The 24,729-nt window shown below is 36.8% G+C and carries 21 protein-coding genes and 2 tRNA genes; 9 read left to right on the top strand and 14 right to left on the bottom strand.

Translation table 11 applies throughout. The features are described from left to right. Positions 1-3 precede the first annotated feature (3 nt). The 13 genes from ASG31_RS02170 to ASG31_RS02230 form a co-directional block, all read right to left on the bottom strand. A complete protein-coding gene (locus ASG31_RS02170; RefSeq protein ID WP_056027443.1) occupies positions 4-693 on the bottom strand; it encodes a hypothetical protein in 690 nt (229 codons plus the stop codon). Positions 694-707: 14 nt separating this feature from the next. Further along, the gene (locus ASG31_RS02175) at positions 708-2,003 is read right to left on the bottom strand and encodes a sigma-54 interaction domain-containing protein (RefSeq protein ID WP_056027444.1); all 1,296 of its coding nucleotides are present in this window, start codon (positions 2,001-2,003) and stop codon (positions 708-710) included. Positions 2,004-2,084: 81 nt separating this feature from the next. After that, positions 2,085-2,498 (bottom strand): hypothetical protein, encoded by a 414-nt coding sequence (locus tag ASG31_RS02180; RefSeq protein WP_056027446.1) that lies wholly within the window; start codon positions 2,496-2,498, stop codon positions 2,085-2,087. A gap of 8 nt (positions 2,499-2,506) precedes the next feature. Further along, the gene (locus ASG31_RS02185; RefSeq protein ID WP_056027448.1) at positions 2,507-3,604 is read right to left on the bottom strand and encodes a YhcG family protein; all 1,098 of its coding nucleotides are present in this window, start codon (positions 3,602-3,604) and stop codon (positions 2,507-2,509) included. 176 nt (positions 3,605-3,780) lie between these two features. Beyond that, positions 3,781-5,214 carry a tRNA (N6-isopentenyl adenosine(37)-C2)-methylthiotransferase MiaB gene (gene miaB / locus ASG31_RS02190; protein WP_056027450.1) on the bottom strand — a complete coding sequence of 478 codons (1,434 nt, stop codon included), beginning with the start codon at positions 5,212-5,214 and terminating at the stop codon, positions 3,781-3,783. Positions 5,215-5,372: 158 nt separating this feature from the next. Beyond that, positions 5,373-6,101, bottom strand: coding sequence for a hypothetical protein (locus tag ASG31_RS02195; RefSeq protein ID WP_131725484.1), 729 nt, complete (start codon positions 6,099-6,101; stop codon positions 5,373-5,375). Positions 6,102-6,233: 132 nt separating this feature from the next. Then, complete coding sequence (locus tag ASG31_RS02200) at positions 6,234-6,722, bottom strand: hypothetical protein (protein WP_056027454.1); 489 nt, start codon at positions 6,720-6,722, stop codon at positions 6,234-6,236. A gap of 45 nt (positions 6,723-6,767) precedes the next feature. Next, positions 6,768-8,009, bottom strand: coding sequence for an MFS transporter (locus ASG31_RS02205; RefSeq protein WP_056027455.1), 1,242 nt, complete (start codon positions 8,007-8,009; stop codon positions 6,768-6,770). Further along, positions 8,009-9,742 (bottom strand): thiamine pyrophosphate-dependent enzyme, encoded by a 1,734-nt coding sequence (locus ASG31_RS02210; protein ID WP_056027457.1) that lies wholly within the window; start codon positions 9,740-9,742, stop codon positions 8,009-8,011. Before ASG31_RS02210 ends, ASG31_RS02205 begins: the two co-directional genes overlap by 1 nt. A 325-nt stretch (positions 9,743-10,067) precedes the next feature. Next, positions 10,068-10,778: an energy transducer TonB gene (locus ASG31_RS02215; RefSeq protein WP_056027459.1), complete on the bottom strand. Its 711-nt coding sequence runs from the start codon at positions 10,776-10,778 to the stop codon at positions 10,068-10,070. A 66-nt stretch (positions 10,779-10,844) separates the two neighbouring features. Then, the gene (gene lysA / locus ASG31_RS02220) at positions 10,845-12,044 is read right to left on the bottom strand and encodes a diaminopimelate decarboxylase (RefSeq protein ID WP_056028042.1); all 1,200 of its coding nucleotides are present in this window, start codon (positions 12,042-12,044) and stop codon (positions 10,845-10,847) included. A 257-nt stretch (positions 12,045-12,301) separates the two neighbouring features. Next, positions 12,302-13,525, bottom strand: coding sequence for a PolC-type DNA polymerase III (locus ASG31_RS02225; protein WP_056027461.1), 1,224 nt, complete (start codon positions 13,523-13,525; stop codon positions 12,302-12,304). Between the two features lie 102 nt (positions 13,526-13,627). Further along, positions 13,628-15,154, bottom strand: a complete 1,527-nt coding sequence (locus ASG31_RS02230) for a helicase HerA-like domain-containing protein (protein WP_056027463.1) — start codon at positions 15,152-15,154, stop codon at positions 13,628-13,630. A gap of 288 nt (positions 15,155-15,442) precedes the next feature. Between ASG31_RS02230 and ASG31_RS02235 the strand changes: the two genes are divergently transcribed. The 3 genes from ASG31_RS02235 to ASG31_RS02245 are packed head-to-tail and all read left to right on the top strand — an operon-like array spanning position 15,443 to position 17,516. Next, positions 15,443-16,852: an MBL fold metallo-hydrolase gene (locus tag ASG31_RS02235; protein ID WP_056027466.1), complete on the top strand. Its 1,410-nt coding sequence runs from the start codon at positions 15,443-15,445 to the stop codon at positions 16,850-16,852. 52 nt (positions 16,853-16,904) lie between these two features. Further along, the gene (locus ASG31_RS02240) at positions 16,905-17,210 is read left to right on the top strand and encodes a rhodanese-like domain-containing protein (protein ID WP_157844429.1); all 306 of its coding nucleotides are present in this window, start codon (positions 16,905-16,907) and stop codon (positions 17,208-17,210) included. A gap of 6 nt (positions 17,211-17,216) precedes the next feature. Beyond that, complete coding sequence (locus ASG31_RS02245; RefSeq protein ID WP_056027470.1) at positions 17,217-17,516, top strand: thioredoxin family protein; 300 nt, start codon at positions 17,217-17,219, stop codon at positions 17,514-17,516. 180 nt (positions 17,517-17,696) lie between these two features. Here ASG31_RS02245 and ASG31_RS02250 read toward each other — a convergent pair whose 3' ends face one another. Then, positions 17,697-18,449 carry a nitrilase-related carbon-nitrogen hydrolase gene (locus tag ASG31_RS02250; RefSeq protein ID WP_056028044.1) on the bottom strand — a complete coding sequence of 251 codons (753 nt, stop codon included), beginning with the start codon at positions 18,447-18,449 and terminating at the stop codon, positions 17,697-17,699. Positions 18,450-18,630: 181 nt separating this feature from the next. Between ASG31_RS02250 and ASG31_RS02255 the strand changes: the two genes are divergently transcribed. The 6 genes from ASG31_RS02255 (at position 18,631) to ASG31_RS02275 (ending at position 24,506) form a co-directional block, all read left to right on the top strand. Continuing rightward, positions 18,631-19,071: a DUF6646 family protein gene (locus tag ASG31_RS02255; RefSeq protein ID WP_056027472.1), complete on the top strand. Its 441-nt coding sequence runs from the start codon at positions 18,631-18,633 to the stop codon at positions 19,069-19,071. A gap of 103 nt (positions 19,072-19,174) precedes the next feature. Continuing rightward, positions 19,175-20,653, top strand: a complete 1,479-nt coding sequence (gene rseP, locus ASG31_RS02260) for an RIP metalloprotease RseP (RefSeq protein WP_056027474.1) — start codon at positions 19,175-19,177, stop codon at positions 20,651-20,653. 80 nt (positions 20,654-20,733) lie between these two features. Then, a tRNA-Asn gene (locus ASG31_RS02265) sits at positions 20,734-20,807 on the top strand. A 19-nt stretch (positions 20,808-20,826) separates the two neighbouring features. After that, positions 20,827-21,153 carry a GIY-YIG nuclease family protein gene (locus tag ASG31_RS18140; protein WP_082504415.1) on the top strand — a complete coding sequence of 109 codons (327 nt, stop codon included), beginning with the start codon at positions 20,827-20,829 and terminating at the stop codon, positions 21,151-21,153. A gap of 210 nt (positions 21,154-21,363) precedes the next feature. Beyond that, positions 21,364-21,437 (top strand) — tRNA-Asn (locus ASG31_RS02270). Positions 21,438-21,986: 549 nt separating this feature from the next. Further along, entirely contained in the window at positions 21,987-24,506 is a 2,520-nt protein-coding gene (locus tag ASG31_RS02275) for a DUF5686 family protein (protein ID WP_231433709.1), read from the top strand. Positions 24,507-24,729 lie beyond the last annotated feature (223 nt).

Genomic DNA, 24,729 nt, shown 5'->3' on the forward strand with positions numbered 1-24,729 from the left:
AATTTAAAATTTTTCTTTGATTCCGATTTCGGAAATCTCGTCATTACCAATTTGCTGGAGAGCGTCTTCGTAAGCAAAATAATTGGTAACGTAAGCGAAAGGCATGGTTAAAATAAGCCCGATACCGCAGGCGATTATTCCCAGCGAACCGATAATTCCTGCAACAATTACAAACAAAAGAATATTGAAAAAATTGTTTTTGGTCATCGCCATAGACATTTTCCATGCAGTCTTAATATCTTTAATTCCTTTGAGTGAAATCAAGGCAGGTAAGTAAAATGCTTTAACGATAATAAAGAATAGTGCTACATAAAACACCATCATATACAGATAGAAGAAGACAGGCAATCCCGTGCGTCCCATTTCAGGATCCATATAGGACGCCGCAGGAATCATAACAATTATCGGAATATAAAGTGCCACAATACCTGCCGTTAGAATCAGCTGTATAACAAAATAAGGCATGAAGTCATCAAAATTGAAGATGTCACCAGCACTAGCAGGAATACCTTTTGATCTGTTTCTAAGAAATTTATAGAAATTCCCCATCGCCAGATAACCGCAGAATGGGATAAAAGACATCAGTAACATTACCAGAAAGCCTCCCAGAATACTTCCGTAATCTTTTTTTAATAATTCAAAACCTTTGCTCAGGTAATCTCCCAGCTTAAAATTTACAGCTTGTGCATTCATATTTTAATAATTTGTTATTCTTCTAAGTTATATTGTTTTATTTTTCTGTACAAAGTTCTCTGCGAAATTCCCAATTCGTCTGCTGCGCGGTTTCTTCTGCCGTTGTGCTTTTCAAGAGCCTTTACTATTAAATCTTTCTCATTGTTTTGCAGAGAGAGAGATTCGGGTTTGTTTTCTTCAATTTCAATATCTTCAAAATCTTCATAAGAATCATCAGAATTAGAGATTATGGTAGGATTCTGAATGTTTTGACCATTCGGAATGCTGTTATTTTCAAAATACAGTAAAGAATTGGGGCTTGCTGTCTGAGGTGCAGCTTCAGGAGTATAAATCCTGTTGATTAAACTTTTCTCCTGATTGCTCAAATCTGCCGTCCCCCGATTTTTTATCAGTTCCGAAGTTAAGGATTTTAAATCATTAATATCGCTTCGCATATCAAAGAGAATCTTGTACATCATTTCTCTTTCGTTACCAAAATCTGTCTGTTTCTGTCCGCCGGTCTGGTTCACTACCATTGGTAAATGAGCATCCATTGGGATGTATTCTGCAAGTTTTGCCATCGTTACAATTCTTTCACGCTCTACAACCGTCATCTGTTCCACCAAATTCCGCAACTGTCTCACATTTCCCGGAAAACTGTAGTTTTCTACGTAGTTTACAGCACTGGGATCCAGTTCCAACTCCGGCATTCTGTATTTTTCGGCAAAATCAATAGCAAATTTTCTGAACAGCAGGTGAACGTCTCCTTTTCTTTCGCGCAAAGCAGGCATATCAATCTGAACGGTATTTAAACGGTAAAATAAATCTTCCCGAAACCTTCCGTCCTGAATGGCTTTCATCATATTCACATTGGTAGCTGCCACAATTCTCACGTTGGTTTTCTGAACCTGCGACGAGCCTACTTTCATAAATTCACCGCTTTCTAAAACTCTCAACAGACGAACCTGTGTCTGAACCGGCAACTCACCCACCTCATCCAGGAAAATTGTTCCGCCGTCTGCCACTTCAAAATATCCTTTTCTTGTTGCTGTAGCTCCGGTAAACGCACCTTTTTCGTGCCCGAAAAGTTCAGAATCAATTGTTCCTTCGGGTATTGCACCACAGTTCACAACGATGTAAGGCTGGTGTTTTCTTTTAGATTCTGAATGAATGATTTTAGGGATAAATTCTTTTCCCACACCACTTTCCCCGATAACCAGAACGGAAATATCGGTAGGTGCCACCTGTATAGATTTTTCTAAAGCCCGGTTGAGTGCGGGAAAATTTCCGATGATGCCGAAGCGGGCTTTTATAGATTGCAATTCTGCCATTTTTTTAGATTTTTGATTGAAAATTCCGTTTACTTTTCTTACGTAAACGATTGATTAGTTTGAAAATAATTTGACTAAATATTAACCAATTACATCCAGATAATCTTTATTTCTAATCTTTGAAACCTTAATTTCCAAGTCTAAAACCTCAGCAAAATATTTATTTTTATTGAAAAAATTTATTAAAACCTGATGATGCTTTTCTTGTGTAGAAAACCTATTTTCAAATTCAGGATAAAGAACATGCTGATTTTTATATCCTAAAATGTCAGCTGCATTCTTTTTATCATTGATAGAAAGTCTCCTTTTTGCATTGATATTTAAAACTTTCTTTTCTAAAGCGTTACATGCTTTCGAATTCAAATACTGACTGTACATTTCATACAGCTGTGTGCAATCTTCGCTTTTTATAGTTCCGTTGCTTACCTGTGCAGAAATATTACTGCTGATTATCACCAATAAAACACTAAGGCAATACTTTTGAAATTTTTCCATTGTCCTGTTTATTGATTTTGTTCTAAAATTTTAATTAAATCTTCTTTGCTGGGTAAAACCGTGAGATATTTGCTGGCAAAAATCTGATCATTATTTTCCGGCAAAGTATATTCAACCAATGCTTCACTTTTGTCCTGACAAAGTATAATTCCAATAGTTTTATTTTCGCCTTCTATGCGTTTTTCTCTGTCGAAATAATTGACGTACATCTGCATTTGCCCTATGTCCTGATGTTTTAATTCTCCAATTTTCAGATCAATTAAAACAAAACATTTTAAAATTCGGTTGTAAAAAACCAAATCTATTTTAAAATGTCTGTCATCAAATGTTATTCTGTTTTGTCTTGCAACAAATGTAAATCCTGTGCATAATTCTAAAAGGAAATGCTCTAATTTATCTATTAATTCCGACTCCAAATCGCTTTCAGAATAATTTGTCTTTTCAGACAAGCCTAGAAACTCCAAAACATAAGGATCTTTGATGAGATCTCTGGGATTCTCTACTATTTGCCCTTTCTCAGAGAGTTTTTGAATTTCATCTTTATTTTTACTTAAAGATAATCTTGTATATAAAGCAGAATCGTATTGTCTTTGCAATTCTCTTAAACTCCAGTTGTTTTTGAAACTCTCGATTTCGTAGAATTTTCTTTCATTGATATCTTTTATGCGCATCAGTTTCAAATAGTGCGACCATGAAAGATTGAAATTAACATACTGTGCCTGATGAATTTGAGAAACGTCGGACAGTGTCTGACCAATTAAGTTTTGAGATTTTGTCATCACTCTTGAAGAACTTTTATTTTCTAATTTCACAGACAGTGTCTGTGAAATTGAATACGATAAATAAAATTGCTTCATCTGTTGAAGATTGGAAGCAGAAAATCCTTTTCCAAATTTTTCAGTAAGATGCAAAGATAATTCGGCGAGTACAGCTTTTCCGTATTCTGCACGGTGTTCACCGTTCTGTTCATCCTGTACAATCATTCTGCCTATGTCGAAATAGGTAAGAACCATGGTTTGATTTACAACGGCAGCAGCTTTCTTTCTGGCACTATCGAGTAATGCAGAAATATTGTTAAAAAGCTGAATATTTTCTAAATCTTTCATTTTATATGCCCGAAAGAGGCTAATTTTATCTGTAATAAAAAACTTCTGATGACATCGAATCTCTCGCAGCCCGGCCTGAGTGGAGCTCTTTTTGCGGGGAGGTAACCTTCAATAAACTAAGAACCTGGCTGGCAAAAAAGCGGGAACGGAGGACGGAAACAGCTGCCCAAATGATTTTAAACAGTTTCCCCCAAAAGCGTACCCTGCGTATTCCCATGAACAAAAACAGACACAATGTCGCCCAATTTCTGGCCTTCCTGCATATCAAAAACGCAAACTGCATTCTGAGAATTTCTTCCCTTCCACTGGTTTTTGTTTTTCTTTGAAATTCCTTCTATTAAAACTTCGTGTACACGTCCTACATAACCTTCCATTCTTTTTCTTGAAAGCTCGCCCTGTAAAGCAATCACTTCTGCCAGACGCCTCTGTTTAACATCTGCCGGAATGTTGTCTTCCATCTTTTTGTGAGCCGGCGTTCCCGGTCTCTCTGAGTAGGAAAACATATAGCCGTAATCATATTCTACTTCTCTCATAAGGCTTAAAGTATCCTGATGGTCCTCTTCAGTCTCGTTGCAGAAACCAATGATCATATCCTGAGAAAATGATATATCAGGAACAATCTCTTTTGCTTTTCTGATTAATTCTAAATATTCTTCGCGGGTGTGCTGTCTGTTCATGGCTTCCAGCATTCTGTTGCTTCCGCTTTGAACGGGTAGATGCACATACTTACAGATGTTGTCGTGCTTTGCAATCATTCTGAAAACCTCCAGATCCATATCCTGAGGATTGGATGTTGAAAATCTGATTCTCATCTGAGGAACTGCTTTTGCCACAGAATCCAGGAGCTGAGAGAAATTAACTGCGGTAGCTTTCTGCATTTCTGATGCTTTTGTGAAATCTTTTTTAGGCCCACCACCATACCAAAGGTAGGAGTCTACGTTTTGACCCAGCAAAGTGATTTCTTTGTAGCCATTTTCCCACAAACTCTTACACTCTTCAATGATGGAATGCGGATCACGGCTTCTCTCGCGCCCTCTTGTAAACGGAACAACGCAGAAAGTACACATATTATCGCAACCTCTCGTAATGGTTACGAAAGCAGTAACGCCATTTCCGCCTAAACGGACGGGATTGATATCTGCATACGTTTCTTCTTTTGAAAGAATAACGTTTATTGCGTCTCTTCCGTCTTCTGTTTCTTTTAAAAGATTGGGTAAATCTCTGTAGGCATCGGGACCAACAACAAGATCAACCAATTGCTCTTCCTCTAAAAATTTAGTTTTAAGCCTTTCAGCCATGCATCCCAGAACGCCAACGGTCATATTCGGACGTTCTTTTTTAAGGTTTTTGAACTGTGCAAGACGCATTCTCACCGTTTGCTCAGCCTTTTCACGAATGGAGCAGGTATTCAGCAGAATCAAATCTGCTTCTTCTACTTTTAAAGTGGTATTGTAACCCTGTTCGTTAAGAATTGACGCAACAATTTCAGAATCTGAGAAATTCATCTGGCAGCCGTAACTTTCTAAAAACAGTTTTTTAGAATTTCCGGTTTTTTCTGCAATGGCAAATGCCTCGCCCTGTTTCGTTTCGTCTATATATTTTTCCTGCACGGTCTTTATAATTTGAGATTTGAAATTTGAGATTTGAGATTCGAACTGCGGCGCAATTTCAAATTGCGAACATCATTTGTCAAATCAATTCAGTTTGCAAAGATACAAAATATTGTGACAGAATGGCAGGAGAGAAATCTGGTTAAACAGAGCGTTGTTTAGTGATTAATTGCCGTAAACTTAAGAGGCATTCTAAATAGCTGCTTTACTTTCACTCCTTTATAGGTACCAGCTTTCCAGTAAGATTTTTTAGTATTTGCAGCGCACTTGATCACCATTTTGTTAAAATCTGCAGAGTTTGACATATTATCAATATAAAAAAAACCTACCTCTCCATTGGCATTTACATCAAAATTCAGTCTGAAAGAATAATCACCTCCCACTGGTCGAAATCCAACATTATCAAAACACTTAGCGAAGTTCTCCCTAAATTTTTCAATACCTGCTTCCTTTTCTTTGTGAATATAAACAGGCATGGCAAAATCTTCTCTAATTACAGAGCCTTTCACAAGCATATCGTCTGTAAAAACCGTATAAAATATAGCTGGGACTTTCTGCTTATCAACTTCAGCAGGTTTAAATTTGTCAAGCGTTTTAACTAACGACAAGACCTTTTGTTTAAGGCATTTATTGTTTTCAACTGCCACTTTATCATCATCAGCAACATATTTTAATGATTTATCGGGATAAATTACAAACCTCATGAAAAGCGCCTCTGTTTTATCACAAGCTTTTAAACCGCTTTTCTGCGCAGCAAATACCAAGTCGGTGAAAAATGATGACTTCCCACCTTCATAAAAATCCTGATTCTGTGGATAATCATACAAAACCTGAGCGTTCATCAGCGTTGTAAAAAATAAAACTGCAGTCGCAAATAATTTCATCATCGAAAAAAAAGCCCGAACTTATAAAGGGCTCCTGCGAAAGTAGTAATTATAATTCAATTAATAGGGTTATAAAAATAAACGGATTTTGAATTAGCAATAAAATTAAAATTGCTAAACTGGATTTTAAACAAGTTAAACATCCGTCGCTACAGAGTTAAAATTCATTTTGATTTTAATCTCGCTTGTTACGGGTTTTGCGTCACAAGTTGCCGGAGTCCAGACGTTTTTTATTCTTCTCATAATAAATTTCATGTCGTCAAAAAAAACTTCGCTGTTATTTACTTTTGGGCTTCCTTCAATTTTTGTGATTTTACCCATTTCATTTATGGTGAGTGTAAAGGTGAAATCACCATTTAAAACATAAAATTCTGAATTGAGATAATTAAACATGTATCTTCTTAAAGTTTCTGTGTAGGCATGAACACCTCCGGTTACGTTGGCGGCTTTAAAATCTTTACAGTTTTTCACAGCTACCTGAAGCGGATCATTGATGGTGATTTTAAGGATGTTTTTATTGGTTTCTGCAATAATTACATTGCTTTCCTGATCTTCAATATCATATTGCTGTGCAAAAGAGAAGTTTGCTAAGAGTAGCCCGATAAACAATGCTGCTGTTTTCATAAATCTGATTTTAAGAAAATATATTAAAAATTAAGCCAAAACTTTTTAGGATTCTGATATTTTCAAACTCTTTGTTCCCGTTTCTTTCAGCATCAGTGAAATTAAAACTGCAAGAGCAATTCCGCCAATCCAGAACAAAACTGAATTCTGGAAATGTAACTCTCCGGAAGCTGCACGTCCTAAACTTTTACCGAAAAAACTGCTGAAAACGGGGCTCAACAATGTGGTTACCCCGAAGGTGATAAAATTAATTGCTCCCGTAGAACTTCCCTTCACATAATCAGGATTTGCTTCTTTAATAACCGAGTAGGGAATCATCGCAGCACCGGAGCCAATTCCTAAAATAAACATACTGATTTTTGCAGGAAACAGTTCCGGCAGGAAAATCAATTGTAGCAAACTTAATATCATTAAGACCGCTCCGCCAATTAAAACCGGTTTTCTGCGACCTATTTTATCGGTAATAAATCCTAATAACGGACAGCCGAAAACCCAACCAAAAGCAACCATTCCACTGGTTATTGCCGCATCGTGAAAAGCAAACTGTTTATCTTTTTGGAAAAATGCCACCGCCCAAGTCATGGCAAAAATTGTTGTTGGAGCGAATAATAATCCTGAAATGAGGCCACAAAGCCATGATTGAGGATTTTTAAACACGATTTTATAGGTTTCAAAATAGCCTAATTTTTTAGAATGATTATCAATTTCTTTATCTGAATTTTCTCTAGGAGTTACAAAGTAGAGTGCGAATGCTGTTGCCACGGTAAAAATTCCGGTCCACAACCAAAAAGTGCTGATTTCCATCCCTGATTCTACCCAAGGCCCCACTAGAAATTGTCCTGACGCTCCGCCTAACATTCCAATACACTGGGTGAAACCGATGGCAGTAGCTAATGATTCAGATGAAAAACCTTTGCTTGCCAGATAAACACATCCTGGAAATGCAAATGCACAGCCCGCGCCCTGCAAAAGCCTTCCGGAAACCCCTGCAAACTGACTGGAAATCAAGAACAACAGAGCTCCGATTCCTAAAATAAAAGTTCCTGCAAAAAGAGATTTTTTGCCACCAAACTTATCAAGAGCTACACCTGCAATCAAACTGCATGTGGAATAGGTGTAATAATACGTTCCAATCATCCAGATCAAATCTATATTACTGGTATCAAAGTGATCTGAAAGTTGGGGCAGCATTACCCCCGGAGATGATCTGATGATGTAATCAAGAAAATAAAAAACAAGCCCAAAAACCCAGGCAATCACATAAAATTTCTTCAGAGAACCACTCATTACAATAATTCTTTGAGGTGTTTATAGTTTGTTTTTACTGTATCTAAAGCTTCCTGCATTTTCCCACCCAGCATCAGCTGCGCCATAGATTTAGTCATACCCAAAACCTGCTCCAGTTCGATTTTCGGAGGTAAAGCCAGTGCGTTTGGATTGGTGAAAATATTAAGAAGATAAGGCCCATCATGGTTTAAACATTCTGTAATCGCACCTGCCACTTCTTCAGGTTTACGGACGTTTCTTCCCGGATAGCCCATCGCCTGTGCAATCATTGCAAAATCAGGATTGATCATATCGGTTTCGTTATCGGGCATTCCGCCAACTTCCATTTCAAGTTTTACCATTCCTAAACTTCTGTTATTGAAAACAATCAGTTTCACCGGTAGTTTATACTGGAAAATGGTTGCCATATCGCCCAAAAGCATAGACAAACCGCCGTCACCACACATCGCAATTACCTGTCGTCCGGGATAAGCCAAAGAGGCCCCAATCGCCATCGGCATTGCATTCGCCATTGATCCGTGATTAAAAGAACCAAGCATTTTCCGTTCGCCGGTTCCTGTAATAAATCTTGCTCCCCAAACACAGCACATTCCAGTATCAACCGTAAAAATCGCATCATTTTTTGCCAGCTGATCCAAAGTATGGGCAACATATTCAGGTTGAATATTATCTTCTGTTCCAAATTCTTTCACGTACGTCAACTGATGTTCTTTTACTTTTTCATAAAATTCCAGTTGCTGATTCAGGAAATTGACATCTGTTTTCTCTATTAATAAAGGAAGCAGAGCCTTAATTGTTTCTTTTACATCACCTGTAAGGCCTAATTCCAGCTTTGCTCTTCTGCCCAATCTTTCAGGACTTTCGTCGATCTGAATGATTTTATTTTTTACGGGCATAAATTTTTCGTACGGAAAATCGGTTCCCAACAACAGAACGAGATCCGCTTCGTGCATGGCGTGATACGCTGACGGTAAACCTAAAAGTCCGGTCAGGCCGACTTCATTTGGATTGTTTGGCTGAATAGACATTTTACCTCTGAAAGAATATCCAACGGGAGCTTTTAAAAATTTAGCTAATTCTACAACCTCAACATTGGATTTTTCAGCTCCGATTCCACAGTAAATGGTAACTTTTTTACTGTCATTAATTAAACCCGCCAAATGATTCATTTCTTCATCTGATGGACGAATCACAGGATTGGTTTTAAAAATCTGACTGGAAGTCGGTGCTTCTTCCGCATCCAATTCAGAAACGTCGCCCGGAAGCCCGATCACAGCAACACCTTTTTTGGAAATCGCATGCTGAATCGCCGTCTGCAAAGTTCTCTGAACCTGTTCAGGTCTGGTAATCATCTGATTATAATAGCTGCAGTCATCAAATAATTTAATCGTATTGGTTTCCTGAAAATAATCCATTCCCATTTCATTACTTGGAATGGTGGACGCGATCACCAGCATCGGAACGTGTGATCTGTGTGCTTCGTATACTCCATTAATTAAGTGAACGTGACCTGGACCGCAGCTTCCGGCACACACGGCAAAACCATCGAGTTCTGCTTCAGCCGCCGCCGCGTAGGCTCCGACTTCTTCATGCCTGACATGAATCCATTCGATGCTGCTTTTTTTCACAGCAATATTTAAATGATTTAAACTGTCGCCGGTTACAGCGTATATTCTTTTGACATTGGCACTTTCGAGCATTTCTACAATCTGCTCTGCAATATTTTTAGCCATAATTATGATGTTTAGATTAGTTTCTACTTTGAAAATAGAATTTGAAATCAATTTTTACCGCTTCTGACGATTGGGAAAAATAAAAATCAAATTTAGCAATTTAAAGTTTCTCAATGAAGCAATAAAGAAACTTTTATTTTCTGTTTACTTCATAGCAAAAAAAACTCCGCAATTGCTTGCGGAGTCGTTTTGGTTTATTTTAAATATTTTTTAGCCAAAAACTTAATCGGATTAATGTAAGTCCCACCGGCTGTACAAATTTTAATAACATTAAGGTAAATCAATTCTTTACAACTTAAATCACAAGATTTTCTTTTTAAAATAATTAAAGACTGATTGTAAGCGGCAATCTGAAATGACTTCTGACAGGTCTTCCATGAATATTTGCGGGAGTCCATTTATTTTTAATCTGAGCTACACTTTTTATGATCATATCATCAAATTCGTTCAACCCTGATGACTCTTCAAGTTTTATATCACTCATTTCCCCATTTGCATTAATAATGAATTTTACCTGAATCCTGACTGTACTTTTAAATTTAAATCTCGACAAGTCAACACTTTTCGCCACTTTCTTCCTGAAAGTATTTATTCCGCCTTCATATTCCGGCATTTTATAATCCTTTGCAGGATCATAACCTTCCGTCAATTCGCCGAACAGCTCATCAGGAATTATCCAAAAACTGGTTTGTGACGCCATTTTCTGCCCGTTAACTTCAGCCGGCTTCCAACCTTTCAGATGTTTTGCAACTTCTCTCGAAAGATCGTGAGTACATTTGTTTTTCTCCAAAGCCTCTTCATTTTCTTCCTTCACATATTTTATGGTATTATCCGGATAAACAACCAATTTAAAAGAAAACATTTCGTTTTTATCCTCACAGGGTTTAAGTTTTTTTTCTACTAAAACTCTATGAAAATCCTTGTAGAACTGTATATTTCCACCGTGATAATCTTCCTGATCTTTTGGATATCTTTCTAAAATCTGTGCGTTAAAAAAGCCACTGGTCAAAACAAAAAACAACACTATTTTTTTCATCTGTATTTTTTTCAAATTTAAAAAAAAATCAAATTTTATATTTTGGTGTTTTAATATTTAACAGAATTATAATATTTCAATCTGATTTCTCAAGAGATCTTCAAATTCATCTCTTTTTCTAATCAAATGCGCCTTTCCATCCAAGAAAAGAACTTCAGCTGGCTTCAGCCGTGAATTAAAGTTCGAGCTCATCTCAAAACCATAAGCTCCGGCATTATGGAAAGCCAAAACATCACCTTCTCTCACTTCATTCAGTTTTCTGTCCCAAGCAAAAGTATCCGTTTCACAGATATTTCCAACTACAGTATAAATTCTCTCCGCACCTTTTGGATTGGATAAATTTTCAATCTGATGATAAGAATCGTAGAACATCGGACGGATCAAATGATTAAATCCAGAATTTACACCTACGAAAACTGTCGCTGTAGTTTGTTTGATTACGTTCGCTTTTACCAATAAATAGCCACTTTTTCCAACTAAAAATTTTCCCGGTTCAAACCAAAGTTCGAATTTCTTTCCAGTAGATTTCGAAAATTCTGAAATTACTTTTTCCACTTTTTTACCCAAAGTTTTCACATCCGTTTCCTCTTCGCTGTCCTGGTAAGGGATTTTAAAGCCGCTTCCCATATCCAGATATTTCAAATTTGGGAAATGTTCTGATAATTCCAGCATAATTTCGAGAGCCTGAAGGAAAACATCCGGATCTTTAATTTCACTTCCGGTATGCATGTGAAGCCCTTCCACATTAAGATTTGTAGACTTCATCACTCGTTCAATATGGCGAACCTGATGAATTGAAATACCGAATTTAGAATCGATGTGACCTGTAGAAATCTTGTAATTTCCGCCCGCAAAAATGTGCGGGTTGATTCTCACTAGAATAGGATAAGTATTTCCGTATTTATTTCCAAATTGCTCAAGAATAGAGATGTTATCGATGTTGATGTGAACTCCGAAAGTCATCGCTTCCTCAATTTCTGCCAAATCCACACAGTTTGGTGTGAAGAGGATTTTTTCTTTCGGGAAACCTGCTTTCAGGCCTAATTTTACTTCATTTATTGATACGCAATCCAAAGAAGCACCCAGGTTTTTGACATATTTTAAGATGTTAATATTGGTCAAAGCCTTTGCGGCATAAAAAAACTTGGTGTGTTTTAAAAAAGAAGAGGTAAGTTTTTCGTATTGAATTTTAATCGATTCTGCATCGTAAACATACACCGGTGTGCCAAATTCATTGGCGATCTTCAGTAATTCTTTTGAATTCATATTTTTAAATTTAACATAAAAAAAGGCAGAACCTTCGTGAAAAGAGTCTGCCATTACAATTATTTTTTTGCAACACAACTCTTTTAGGTATTCCAAACCTTTGAAAACTTTACAGCTCCCTTTTTTCCGGTTTGTTTATGTTTAAAATTCTGCATTGCTATTTTTTATTCTTTTGCAAAAGTACTATTTATTTTGAGAAATTGAAATCGAAAATCATTTTCCTCTTCATTAAATATACCTGATTTTATAATTTCTGCTTATTTCGGCAAAGGTAAAGTTTCAAAATCGCCTTTTATTAGAGCAATCTGAAGATCATTAATCAAATCTGCAGACTGATAACAGGTGTCAATCTTGAGCTTCGAGATTTTGCTTAAAGTCTGAATCTGGGTGAAAAGTTCATAAAAACCGTAAGAAACAACCTTTCCGTTTTCAATGATGATAAACATTTTTTCACCTAATTTTCTGCCTGAGCCCAGCCAAAGTTCATTTCTCTTTTTAAAATCTATTTTATTCTGAAGAACTTCTGCAAACTCAAATTCCGGTTGTGTAGCCAAAAAAGTAATAGCTTTTGCACCCTGAGTGTAGGATTTAAATTTGAGAATGGGCTTTTCAACTTTATTCAGTTTTGTTTTTTCTACCAGATAGTGATTGTTTCTGAAGTACAGACCGTAGGCTAAAATATCTTTTTTTCTGATGTTTTTAGAATTCTGAATCAGTTTTGCGATAATATCGTTTCCTGTAAGTTCAAAATGAATCTGCTCTACATCCTTCTGTATCTGCTCGTATTTTTTTATTTTGGAATTAAAAATTTTCTTGGAAAATTTATTGATATCCTGCGCGTGGTCAGAAAAAATAATTCTTCCGCTGCCGTCCTGAAAATAAACAAAACCTCTGTCGCTGGGCAAATCCTGAGTAAGCAGCTTGATTTTATTAATGTAAGACTTGGCATTGGTCTCTTCATGCTGCTTTTGAATAATTTCATTTTCGGTATCTTTTGAAACCAGAAGTTTGAATAATTCTAAAGTTGCTCTCGCATCACCTTCCGCACGGTGTGCATTGATGATAGGAATGCCCAGAGATTTTACGAGCTTCTGAAGAGAATAACTTACTTCATCCGGAATCAGTTTTTTAGCTAAAGGAATTGTATCTAAAGTATTGATTTTAAATTCATACCCAAGTCTCTGAAACGACTGGCGAAGCATTCTGTAATCAAAATCAATATTATGACCTACCAAAGTAGTACCTTCTGTAATTTCCACTACTCTTTTTGCCAGTTCGTGAAATTTTGGAGCGGTTTTCACCATTTTCGGACTGATATTCGTGAGTTTCTGCACAAAAGGAGTAATATCACTTTCGGGATTGACAAGCGAAATAAACTGGTCCACGATTTTATGACCGTCATATTTAAAAATGGCGATATCGATAATGCATTCTTTCCTAAAACCTGCACCATTGCTCTCTATATCAATAATTGAATACATTATATCCTGACTTAAACTTGAATTTTAATACCTTGAGCTCATTGTCAAAAGGCAATTCGGCTAAATTAATGAAATTAGAGATAAGAATCTAAAATCTGAAGACTATCTTCTTCTCCTTCCCAATCCCAGCATTCCTAAAATGGCTTTTGCACCTTCGCGCATCAGCGTATTGGCGAAAGTTCTTCCAGCACTGCTTTTCATGACCTGCTCAAACATTCCCGGCTCTTCTTTTACCGGTTTTGTTTTCTGCGTTGGAGCTGAATTTTCCACCGCATGTTCCATTCTGTTCACTAAAATTTCGTAGGCAGATTCACTGTCTACTGCTTTTTCATATTTTGAAGCTAAGGCTGATCTTGAGGTTAAATCTGAAACTTCCGCATCATTTAAAACATCCATTCTGGATTCAGGTGAAATTAAATACGTGTGAACCAAAGGTGTTGGGATTCCCTTTTCATCCAAAGCCGTAACAAAAGCTTCCCCTATTCCCAGGTTCTGAATTAATTCTGAAGCGTTGTAAAATTCGGTGGTAGGATAATTTTCTACTGCTTTAGAAATTTCTTTTTTATCTTTTGCGGTAAAACCTCTCAGCGCATGCTGAATTTTTAAACCTAATTGAGAAAGCACATTTTCAGGAACATCACCAGGAATTTGAGTGATAAAATAAATTCCTACTCCTTTAGAACGAATTAATTTCACCATCGTTTCAATTTGTGAAACCAAAGCTTTGGAAGATTCATCAAAAATCAAATGGGCTTCATCGATGAAAAGAACCAATTTAGGTTTTCCACTGTCACCTTCTTCAGGGAAAGTCATATAAATTTCAGCAAAAAGCGAAAGCATAAATGTTGAAAAAAGCTGCGGTTTATTTTGAATATCTGCAACTCTTAAAATATTGACAACGCCTTTTCCATCTCTCGTTTCAAGCAAATCGTGAACATCAAAACTCAATTCTCCGAAAAAATCAGCAGCTCCTTGTTGTTCCAGTGCAACAATCGACCTTAAAATTGCGCCTAACGAAGCTGGAGCGATTGAGCCGTAATTAGCTGACAATTCAGCTTTACCTTGTGGATTATCTGTTACGTATTGTAAAACTTTTTTTAAATCATTTAAATCAATTAAAGGCAAACCTTTGTCGTCGCAATATTTAAAAACGATGGACATGATACTTTGTTGAGTATCATTTAATTCTAAAATTTTTGATAATAAAACAGGTCCAAATTCGGTAACGGTAGCTCTTAATTTAACACCTTTTTCTCCAGAAATACTCATTAATTCCACCGGAAAAGCTTGCGGATTGTACGGAAGCTGCGTTTTTGCATAGCGTTCTTCTATAATCGAATTCATTTGTCCTGCCGCAGCAATTCCCGAAAAGTCGCCCTTAATATCTAAAACCAATGATGGAATTCCTTTATGAGAAAGCTGTTCTGCGAAAACCTGAAGCGTTTTTGTCTTTCCGGTTCCGGTAGCACCAGCAATTAAACCGTGGCGGTTAATGGTTTTTAAAGGAATTGTGACGTTCACTTCTGTAACTACTTCGCCATCCAGCATTCCTTTTCCTAGAATAATATGTTCTCCTTTTGGAGTGTATCTCGAACTCAGTTCTTCAACAAATTGTGTCTTGTCTGCCATTTGATTTTTTTAACATCTAAAGATAAAGTTTTTTGTAAAATATCCCATTTAGTTTTTATGAAATTCATAATAAACTATCGCAAAAACGAATATAACGGAATATGATATAAAACAGTCTACCATTTTAATCAACTTTTAAAAACTACTTATAATCTGAATTTTAAGCACTTCCGATGATTTTTAAAATCTGAGAATTTTAAAATTGAAAGAAACTATCAATCTGAATTATCATTTCTTTATAATTAATTCCTTACTTTGTATCTTTATAATCATTTTAAACAGGAATCAATGAAAATTGAACAGATATATACCGGATGTCTCGCACAGGGCGCTTATTACATCGTTTCGGGAAGCGAAGCAGCAATTATTGACCCCCTCAGAGAAGTTAAACCTTATCTGGACCGCCTTGAGAAAGACAACGTCACTTTAAAATATATATTTGAAACTCATTTTCATGCAGATTTTGTATCCGGTCATTTGGATTTAAGCAAAAAAACGGATGCCCCAATCGTTTACGGACCTACGGCACAGCCTGAATTTGAAGCAATTATCGCACAGGATAATCAGATTTTTGAGGTGGGTGACATTAAAATTAAAGCACTTCATACGCCCGGTCACACCATGGAAAGTACAACTTACCTTCTGATTGACGAAAACGGCGCTGAGACTGCTATTTTTACTGGAGACACTTTATTTCTCGGCGATGTGGGAAGACCAGATCTGGCTCAGAAATCAGGAAGTTTAACTCAGAAAGATCTTGCAGGGATTTTATACGACAGTCTTCACTCAAAAATATTGCCTTTAGACGACAGCATTACGGTTTATCCGGCTCATGGTGCAGGCTCTGCCTGTGGGAAAAATATGCAGAAAGAAACGGTTGATATTCTCGGGAATCAGAGAAAAACCAATTATGCTTTAAATCAACCGGACAAAGAATCTTTCATCAAAGAAGTTTTGGATGGATTAACTGCCCCACCGAAATATTTCGGGATGAATGTTGCCATGAACAAAGGCGGTTACGACAGTCTTGATGATGTGATGACAAAAGGTTTAAACCCGGTTTCGGTGGAAGATTTTGAAAGTTTTGCCGAAGAAACCGGAGCTTTAATTCTGGATACCCGGAGCCCTGCAGATTTCCACAAAGGATTTATTCCAAATTCAATTAATATAGGTTTGAAAGGCGATTTTGCACCATGGGTGGGAAGTCTTATTGTTGACGTGAAACATCCTCTGCTGTTGGTTTCCGATGAAGGAACCGAAGAAGAAGTAATCACAAGATTAAGCAGAGTTGGATTTGATCATGTTTTAGGATATCTGAAAGGAGGATTTCAGGCATGGAAAAATTCTGCGAAAGAAATTGACGAGGTAAAAAGAATTTCTCCAGCTGAATTTGCTGAACAGTTTAATGAAAACTCTAAAGTAATTGACGTAAGAAAAATCGGGGAATATTCTGCCGAACATATTGATAACGCTTACAGCAGACCTTTAGATACGATTAGCGACTGGGTTTCTACAATAGATGATTCTGAACATTTCTTTTTACACTGCGCCGGAGGTTATAGAAGCATGATTGCAGCAAGCATCCTCAACTCTCACGGAATCAGAAACTTTACTGAAATTGAAGGTGGTTTTAATGGCATAAAAAAAACAGAAAAACTTCCGGTTTCGGATTTTGTCTGTGAGTCTAAAACATTGTAAAATGAAATTCTTATATCTGTTTTGTTCAGCCGCTTTTTTGTTTTCATGTCAAATGAAATCTGTTATCGCCGATCAGAAAAATAATATTATCGAAGTTGTTAACAGTTCAGATGTGACGATTGTTGACGTAAGAATACCTGAACAGTTTAAGGAGGCATCTGCAAAAAATGCGGTTAATATTCCTTTAGCTGAAATCGCAGACAGAAGCCCCGAATTACTTGGCAAAAAAGTTGTTGTTTTTTGCAACAAAGGAATTCAGGCCGATGAAGCTGTGAAAGTGTTAAGAAAAAACGGAGTGGAAGTTTATGACGGCACCACTTTAAAAAATGTAAAAGCAATTCAAAATCTTAAAAATTAAATCGAAATGTCACAAAAATTTCAGGAACTTATAGAATCAGAAAGACCTGTACTCATCGATTTTTTCGCAACATGGTGTCAGCCCTGTAAAGTGCAGTCATCGGTTTTAACGACTGTGAAAGAAAAAGTGGGCGAAGGAGCGAGAATTGTAAAAATTGATGTTGATCAGTATCCTGCAATCGCCTCCCAGTATGGCGTGCGCGGAGTCCCTACTTTGGCTGTTTTCAAAAAAGGAGAATTATTATACAAGGAAAGCGGTGTGCATGATGTGAACCGTCTGACGCAGCTTTTGGAGCAGTATATTTAGGTTGAGGCTTAGGTTAAGGTTAAGAATATAAGTTATTCACCAGATTGTACGGATTTGCACAGATGAACTCTCAAGATATCGAAGAGATTTCTTAATGTACAAGTTTTTGCATTAAAACTTCTTAAATCAAATTTGTGAATTTGTACTGACAAAAATCTGTGAAATCCGGGAGAGAATGAATTAAAGCTTTATTTCAAAATCATCTCTGTCATTCAAAAACTGAAAATGATTTCTGAAATCTTTCAGTTCATCTAAATTTAAATCTGCGGTTACTAAATTTCCCTTTTTTTCCGCAACTTCTTTCCCATCAGCAAAAAAGCAGTGCGAACTTTCCTGATAAAAAAGATCATTTCCATCAGTCCCGATCCTGTTTAATCCAAAAACGTAAGATAAATTTTCAATAGCCCGGGCTTTGAGTAAATGTTTCCAAGCTTCTACTCTTTTTTCAGGCCAGTTGGCAACGTATAAAACCGCATCGTAATCATCATTATTTCTGGCAAAAACGGGAAATCTCAAATCATAGCAAACCTGTAGCAGAAAACGGATTCCATGATATTCTACTATCACCCGGTGATATCCCGGCGTGTATACCTGATCTTCACCCGAAAATGAAAATAAATGTCTTTTATCATAGTAAACAACCTCAGAATCAGGCTTTACAAAATACATTCTATTGTAAAATTTTCCGTCCACATCAACGGGAGAGCTTCCGCAAAAAGCAGCATTTTTTTCTCTCGAAATTCTCTTTAAAAACTCAAGAGATTCCTCATTTTTATCTGTAACTTCAGCGGCATCCATACAAAAACCTGTAGAAAACATTTCGGGCAAGAGAAAAAGGTCCGCATTTTCATTCTGCAGTTGATTTTCGATGAGACGAAAATTTTCGTTTTTATTTTTCCAGACTATATTTAAGTTTAATCCCGTAATTTTCATAGGTGATTGTTGTTGTTTATAAGCTATACACATTGGCTGTGTGGTTTCCATTCATCAGTAGCTGCAAATGATAGTGATTTCAGACGCAATCCAATAAAGTCTTTAAAATTACGTTTTTTAGATTTAAACCGGTTTTATTTTTGCTGCGAAACAATTTTATTTAACTTAAAAAAATATAACAATGAAGAAACTGTTTTTGATGATGACTTTTTTACTCACCGGACTTGCTGTAAATGCTCAAGCCTACACTGGCAGTGGTGACCAGAAGGTGAATGCAGGTTTGGCTGTCTGGGGCTATGGAACAGGTGTGGCAGGCACTTACGATTATGGCCTTAATGATTTAATCTCTGTGGGAGCAGGCCTTAACATCTATTTTGAAAATTTTAAAGACAACGACAGCGATAACCGTTTTTTTGCCTTCGGGAGAGTGAATTTTCATTTGAATAAAACCCTTGAACTACCGGAGAAGCTGGATATTTATCCGGGTGTAAACGTTGGTGTACTTCACAAAGAATTCGGAATTGGTGCTCACATTGGCGCGAGATACTTTTTCACTCAGAACATCGGTGTATTTGCGGAAGTCGGCAACAATGGCAGTATTGGTGTCTCATTTAATTTCTAGACAAGACTTTATGATCTGACAAAGCTTCTCATTTCGGGAGGCTTTTTATTTGGCATCCTTTTGATAATTGTTACCTTTGCAAATTATAATTTAAAAACAATTAATGGAATTAGCAATCAAGATCTTTCAATTTATATTAAGCATCTCAATTTTAGTAATTCTTCACGAGCTTGGTCACTTTTTACCGGCAAAATGGTTCAAGACGAAAGTTGACAAATTCTTTCTGTTCTTCGATCCTTATTTTTCCATCTTCGCAATGAAGAAAATCCATGGAAAATGGCAATATAAATTTTTCTCTAAAAATCAACCCACAGAAAACGAGGTTGAAATTGACGGTAAAAAAGTTCTGCAGCCTATTGACACTTCTATACTTCCAGACAGCGACTGGAGAAAGCATGAAGGCGTAAAATACGGAATCGGATGGCTTCCTTTCGGTGGTTATGTAAAAATTGCCGGTATGGTAGACGAAAGCATGGATACCGAAATGCTAAAACAGCCTGCAAAACCATGGGAATTCAGAGCAAAACCGGCTTGGCAGAGATTAATTATTATGCTGGGTGGTGTTACGGTAAACTTCTTTCTGGCGTGGATCATTTTTGGAAGTCTTTCATTTTTTAATGGGGAAACCACTTTCGATACGGCAAAGGTTGACGCTCCGATGAATTACACTACTGTTGCAAAAGCAATGGGCTTTCAGGATGGAGATAAAATCTTAAAAGTAGACGGTAAAACTCAGAATGACCTTGATAAACTGGCACTTGACGTACTCTTAAGCGACGAAATTACGGTTCTGAGAGATGGAAAAGAAGTTACTTTCCCAACGAATGATGATGGTAAAGCAATGGCTTTTAAAGATCCTAATCCAAGAGCTTTTCTTACTCCAAGATTTCCTGCGGTGATTGATTCGATTGTAAATCCTAAAACCGAAGAAGCAGGATTAAAAATTGGCGACCAAGTTGTTTCTGTTAATAATCAGAAAATTAACTATTATGATGAATTAGCTGGTGTTGTAACAAAAAATACAGGGAAAAATATCAATGTTGATGTTTTAAGAGCAGGAACAATTCAGCCATTAGTTTTGGGTGTTTCTAAAGAAGGAACATTAGGCGTTTCATCTTATAAACAAATTCGCAAATTCTATGAAACAAAACACTTCACATTCGCACAGTCTATCGGAAGAGGTTTTACAAGAAGTATTGAGAGTTTAACGTATCAGGTGAAGCAGTTTAAACTGATTTTTAATGCTAAAGTTCAGGGATATAAAAAAGTAGGCGGCCCGCTGGCAATCATCAATAAAATGCAGGTAGAGAAGGCAAAAGACGGAAGCCTGTCAATCGACTGGACTTGGTTCTGGAGCTTTACCGCAATGTTCTCGGTTTGGCTGGCATTCTTAAACTTAATTCCAATTCCGGGATTAGATGGTGGTCACGTAATTTTCACCTTATATGAAATGATTGTTGGGAAACCAGTTCCTCAGAAAATTTTAGAAAATGCACAGATGGTGGGTGTTATCTTCCTTTTAGGATTGATGTTACTGATTTTCGGAAGTGATATCTTTAAAATGATAACAGGAGGCTTTTAAAATATTTTAAAAATTTAAAATAAAAACTTGCGTGGTTTAAATATCTGTCCTATATTTGCACCACTTAAAAATAAGGACATTCCTCCTTAGCTCAGTTGGTTAGAGCATCTGACTGTTAATCAGAGGGTCGCTGGTTCGAGCCCAGCAGGAGGAGCAAAAACCGCAGTCAAAAAATGATTGCGGTTTTTTTTATGTATTACATTTATATTCTATATTCTGAATCTGCAAACCAATTTTACATTGGATACACTGAGCATCCAGGAGAAAGACTCCTGAAACATAATCATCAGGAGAACTTTAATACTTTTACCAAAAAATTCAGGCCCTGGAAAATGGCAGCTCTTTTCGAGGTTTCAGCAGAGAAATCAAAGGCAATAAAGATCGAGAAATTTATTAAAAAACAGAAATCAAGAAACCTTTTAAAAATGCTTTGCGATGAAAACTATAAACCAACAGACTTTTCAGCTCAGTTGGTTAGAGTCCAGAATCTTCGGGATTAATCAGAGGGTCTCCCGAAAGTGCGGGACCAGCAGGAGGAGCAAAAGACTTCCAGAAATGTGAGTCTTTTTTGGTGCCCAATTTAAAGTTTAAATACAAAATTAATCCGCTGAAATATAAAAAGATAGCTGGATACAGCCATTAATACGAAGAAAAAACTTGTGAGCTATCATTTTTCATATTATATTTGCACCACCTTAAAAGAGGAACATTCCTCCTTAGCTCAGTTGGTTAGAGCATCTGACTGTTAATCAGAGGGTCGCTGGTTCGAGCCCAGCAGGAGGAGCAAAAAGACTTACAGAAATGTGAGTCTTTTTCGGTTTTTATACTTTTCTGTTTTTTCATCTGAACTGTATTTCCCAAAAATCCTGCTCAGTTGGTTAGAGTCCCAAACTTTCGGGATAAATCAGAAAGTCGCCCGCACGTGCGGGATCAGCAGGAGGAGCAAAAAAGACTTACAGAAATGTGAGTCTTTTTCGGTTTTTATACTTTTCTGTTTTTTCATCTGAACTGGGATCAATATTAAAACTTGAGGACTAAGCAAAAAGTTCATACAATCTGCATAAGAAGAATGGGATCAATACCAAAATTTGGAACAAAGCAAAAAAAATCAACCATTAAAGTTTACGAATTTTCTTAAGAAAATATTAGTGATTTGTACCCAAAACAGTCGTTGCTGTTTCAAACATAATAAACTTTCACCACCACACAATATCGAGACTGTTTTTTTCGTTACATTTGCACCTTAATAATCAGAAACAAAAGCTGTTGAAATATTTTAGTTTAAGTAATTTACAGCACGCTTTTTGTTTACGCTAAATGCTTGATGAATCAAATGATGTCTACACAGATTTATAAATATTTTCTTTTTTTATTTTCCCTCTTTACCACAGGCTCTTTCTTTGCACAAACTTCCGTTTCAGGAAAAATTACAGATGCTAAAACCAATAAAGATCTCAGCGGAGTAAGTATTTTTATAAATGATAAAAATGCACCTGTATTCACTACCTCCAGTTCTCAGTTTACAGTAACTTCGGATTCGGTAATATACAAAATCAGATTTGAGCGAAAGAATTACGCCTCCTATGAAATTACATCTGTTGAAAATAATCTTCAGATTAAACTTTCTCCGGAAAAAGAAAGCTCTATCGCAGAGGTGGTCATTCAAAACAGTAAAACAAAATACAAAAACAAGAAAGAAAATCCGGCATACGCCATTATGCAGGAGGTCTGGAAAAGAAAACGAAACAACGGCCTGGAAAAGTTTGACAGCTACACTTACAAAGAGTACGAAAAAATTCAGTTTGATGCGAATAATATCGACAGCGCATTTATGAACCGCAAGGTTTTTAATAAACTTGATTTTATCTTTGATTACGCCGATTCCACTGCCAACGGAACAATGGCTCTTCCAGTTTTTCTCAACGAATCTTTTTACGAAAATTATGGTGTAAACCGCCCCACAAAAAAAACCAAAAAACTTCTCACCGCACAGAAAACTTCCGGATTTCAGGATAATCAGGTAGTAGCAATTACGGCAAAAAACCTCTACCGGGAAATTAATATTTACGACAATACTTTAAACTACTTTGACATAGGATTTCCAAGTCCCGTAGGAACTGATGGGTTCAGCACTTACGACTATCAGCTTAATGACACCGTTAGGATAAGTGGCAGCAAAGCGTACAGAATACGATACGAACCCCGCAGAAAAGACGTTTTGGCTTTTCAGGGCTATCTTTACATTGATACTGAAACGTACGCCGTGGTATCGGCAACCTTGAAATCGACGAACAAAATGAGCGTCAATTTTATAAACTCAATTGCAACGGAACTGGAATATACCAATCCTGATGAGGAAACTTTTCTTCCTAAGAAGGTAATCACACAGATTGAGCTTACCCCTTTTGCTAAAAAGAAAAACTCTAAAAGCTTAATTGCAAAACGTTCTGTAGACTATTCTGCGTATCAGTTTAATCAACCTCTTGCTGATGAAATTTTCACCCGCAAAAAGGAAGAATATGATGATAATTTTGTAGAGAAGAGCGACGAGTTCTGGACCAATGCAAGACCAGATTCTCTTTCGAAACAAGAGAAAGGGGTTTATGAAATGCTGGACAAGCTTCAGCAGACTCCAAAATTCAACCGTATTGTAAAGATTTACGAAACTTTGGCTTCAAGGTATTACAATGTGACGAAAGGCGTAGATTTAGGTCCTATCACCTCTATTTACGGGAAAAATGAAGTGGAAGGAGACAGAATAAGAATAGGGGCAAGAACCTATTTTACGCAAAATGATCCGTGGAGAGTTGAATTTTATAATGCATACGGTTTTAAAGATCAGCAATTCAAATATGGTGTGGAAGGACGATATATGTTTAACCGCGTTAACCGTTTTATGATTGGCGGCGGAACCAAAAGAGATATTACACAGCTTGGGGTGCAGCTTACAACAGAAGACGGCATTTTATCCCGTTCGTTTGCATCCTCAACAGTATTTGCACGTGGCGAAAACGCATCTTTGAGCTCTGTGATCCAAACCAGCTTCTTCACTTCTATTGAACCCTGGAAAAACTTTCAGGTGAGATTTGACGGAACCATGCAGAGCATAAAATCAGCAAATCCTGCAGATTTCAACTTGATGTATTACAGAAATGGTGATTTAAGAAAAACCGTCAACGACTCGCGTGTGACCATCAGTTTAATCGCAAGACCTGGAGCAAAATTCTCCCAAACCGGAGTCGACAGATACGAACACAGCACTTTAGCGCCAACTATTGTTCTGAAATACACACGGGGAATTGAAGGTTTGTTTAACGCAGATTTCAACTACAACAAACTGCAGTTTATGTTTTATAAACCAATGCTGATCGGGAGCTGGGGGAAAACTTTTCTGAATTTTGAGGCAGGGAAAAACTTCGACACGGTGCCGTTGGCTTTGCAGAATATTATCCCGGCTAACCAGAGTTATGGTTTGGTACCCAATACTTTTGCTCAGTTGAATTACTATGAATTTGTGGCAGACACCTACTCTACTCTTCATATTGAGCATCATTTTAACGGAAAAATTCTTTCTTTTATTCCGTTAATTAAGAAATTAAAACTTAGAGAAGTTGCCTTCATCAGAGGAGCTTACGGAACTTTAAGTGACGCTTCCAAAAATATCAATGTTGATAATTTAAAATATTCTGCTCCCGACCAGCAGATTTACTATGAATACGGATTCGGTATCGAAAACATCGGCTTCGGAAACATCAGAATCATCCGTGTAGACTTCAACTGGAGAGGAAATTACCTTGACCGTCCGGATGCCTCCAAATTTGGCATTAAAGCTGGTTTTCAGTTCTATTTTTAAATTACGCAGTACGTTTTTCTTTAATGAGCCGGCTGAACCTTTCACATATTTTACCTATTATGACATTTTATTTTTATCTCTGCTCATAATAATTAATTATTATATTTATTCTAAAAATATTAAGATAAAACTAACCACAATTTTTAAAGGCTTTGTTTTTCTATTTTCTCATGCCTTTAATTTCAAACGAGATAGAACTTCGCAACATTAATCAAAAATTTCA

Source organism: Chryseobacterium sp. Leaf404 (assembly GCF_001424145.1).
Taxonomy (GTDB): domain Bacteria; phylum Bacteroidota; class Bacteroidia; order Flavobacteriales; family Weeksellaceae; genus Chryseobacterium.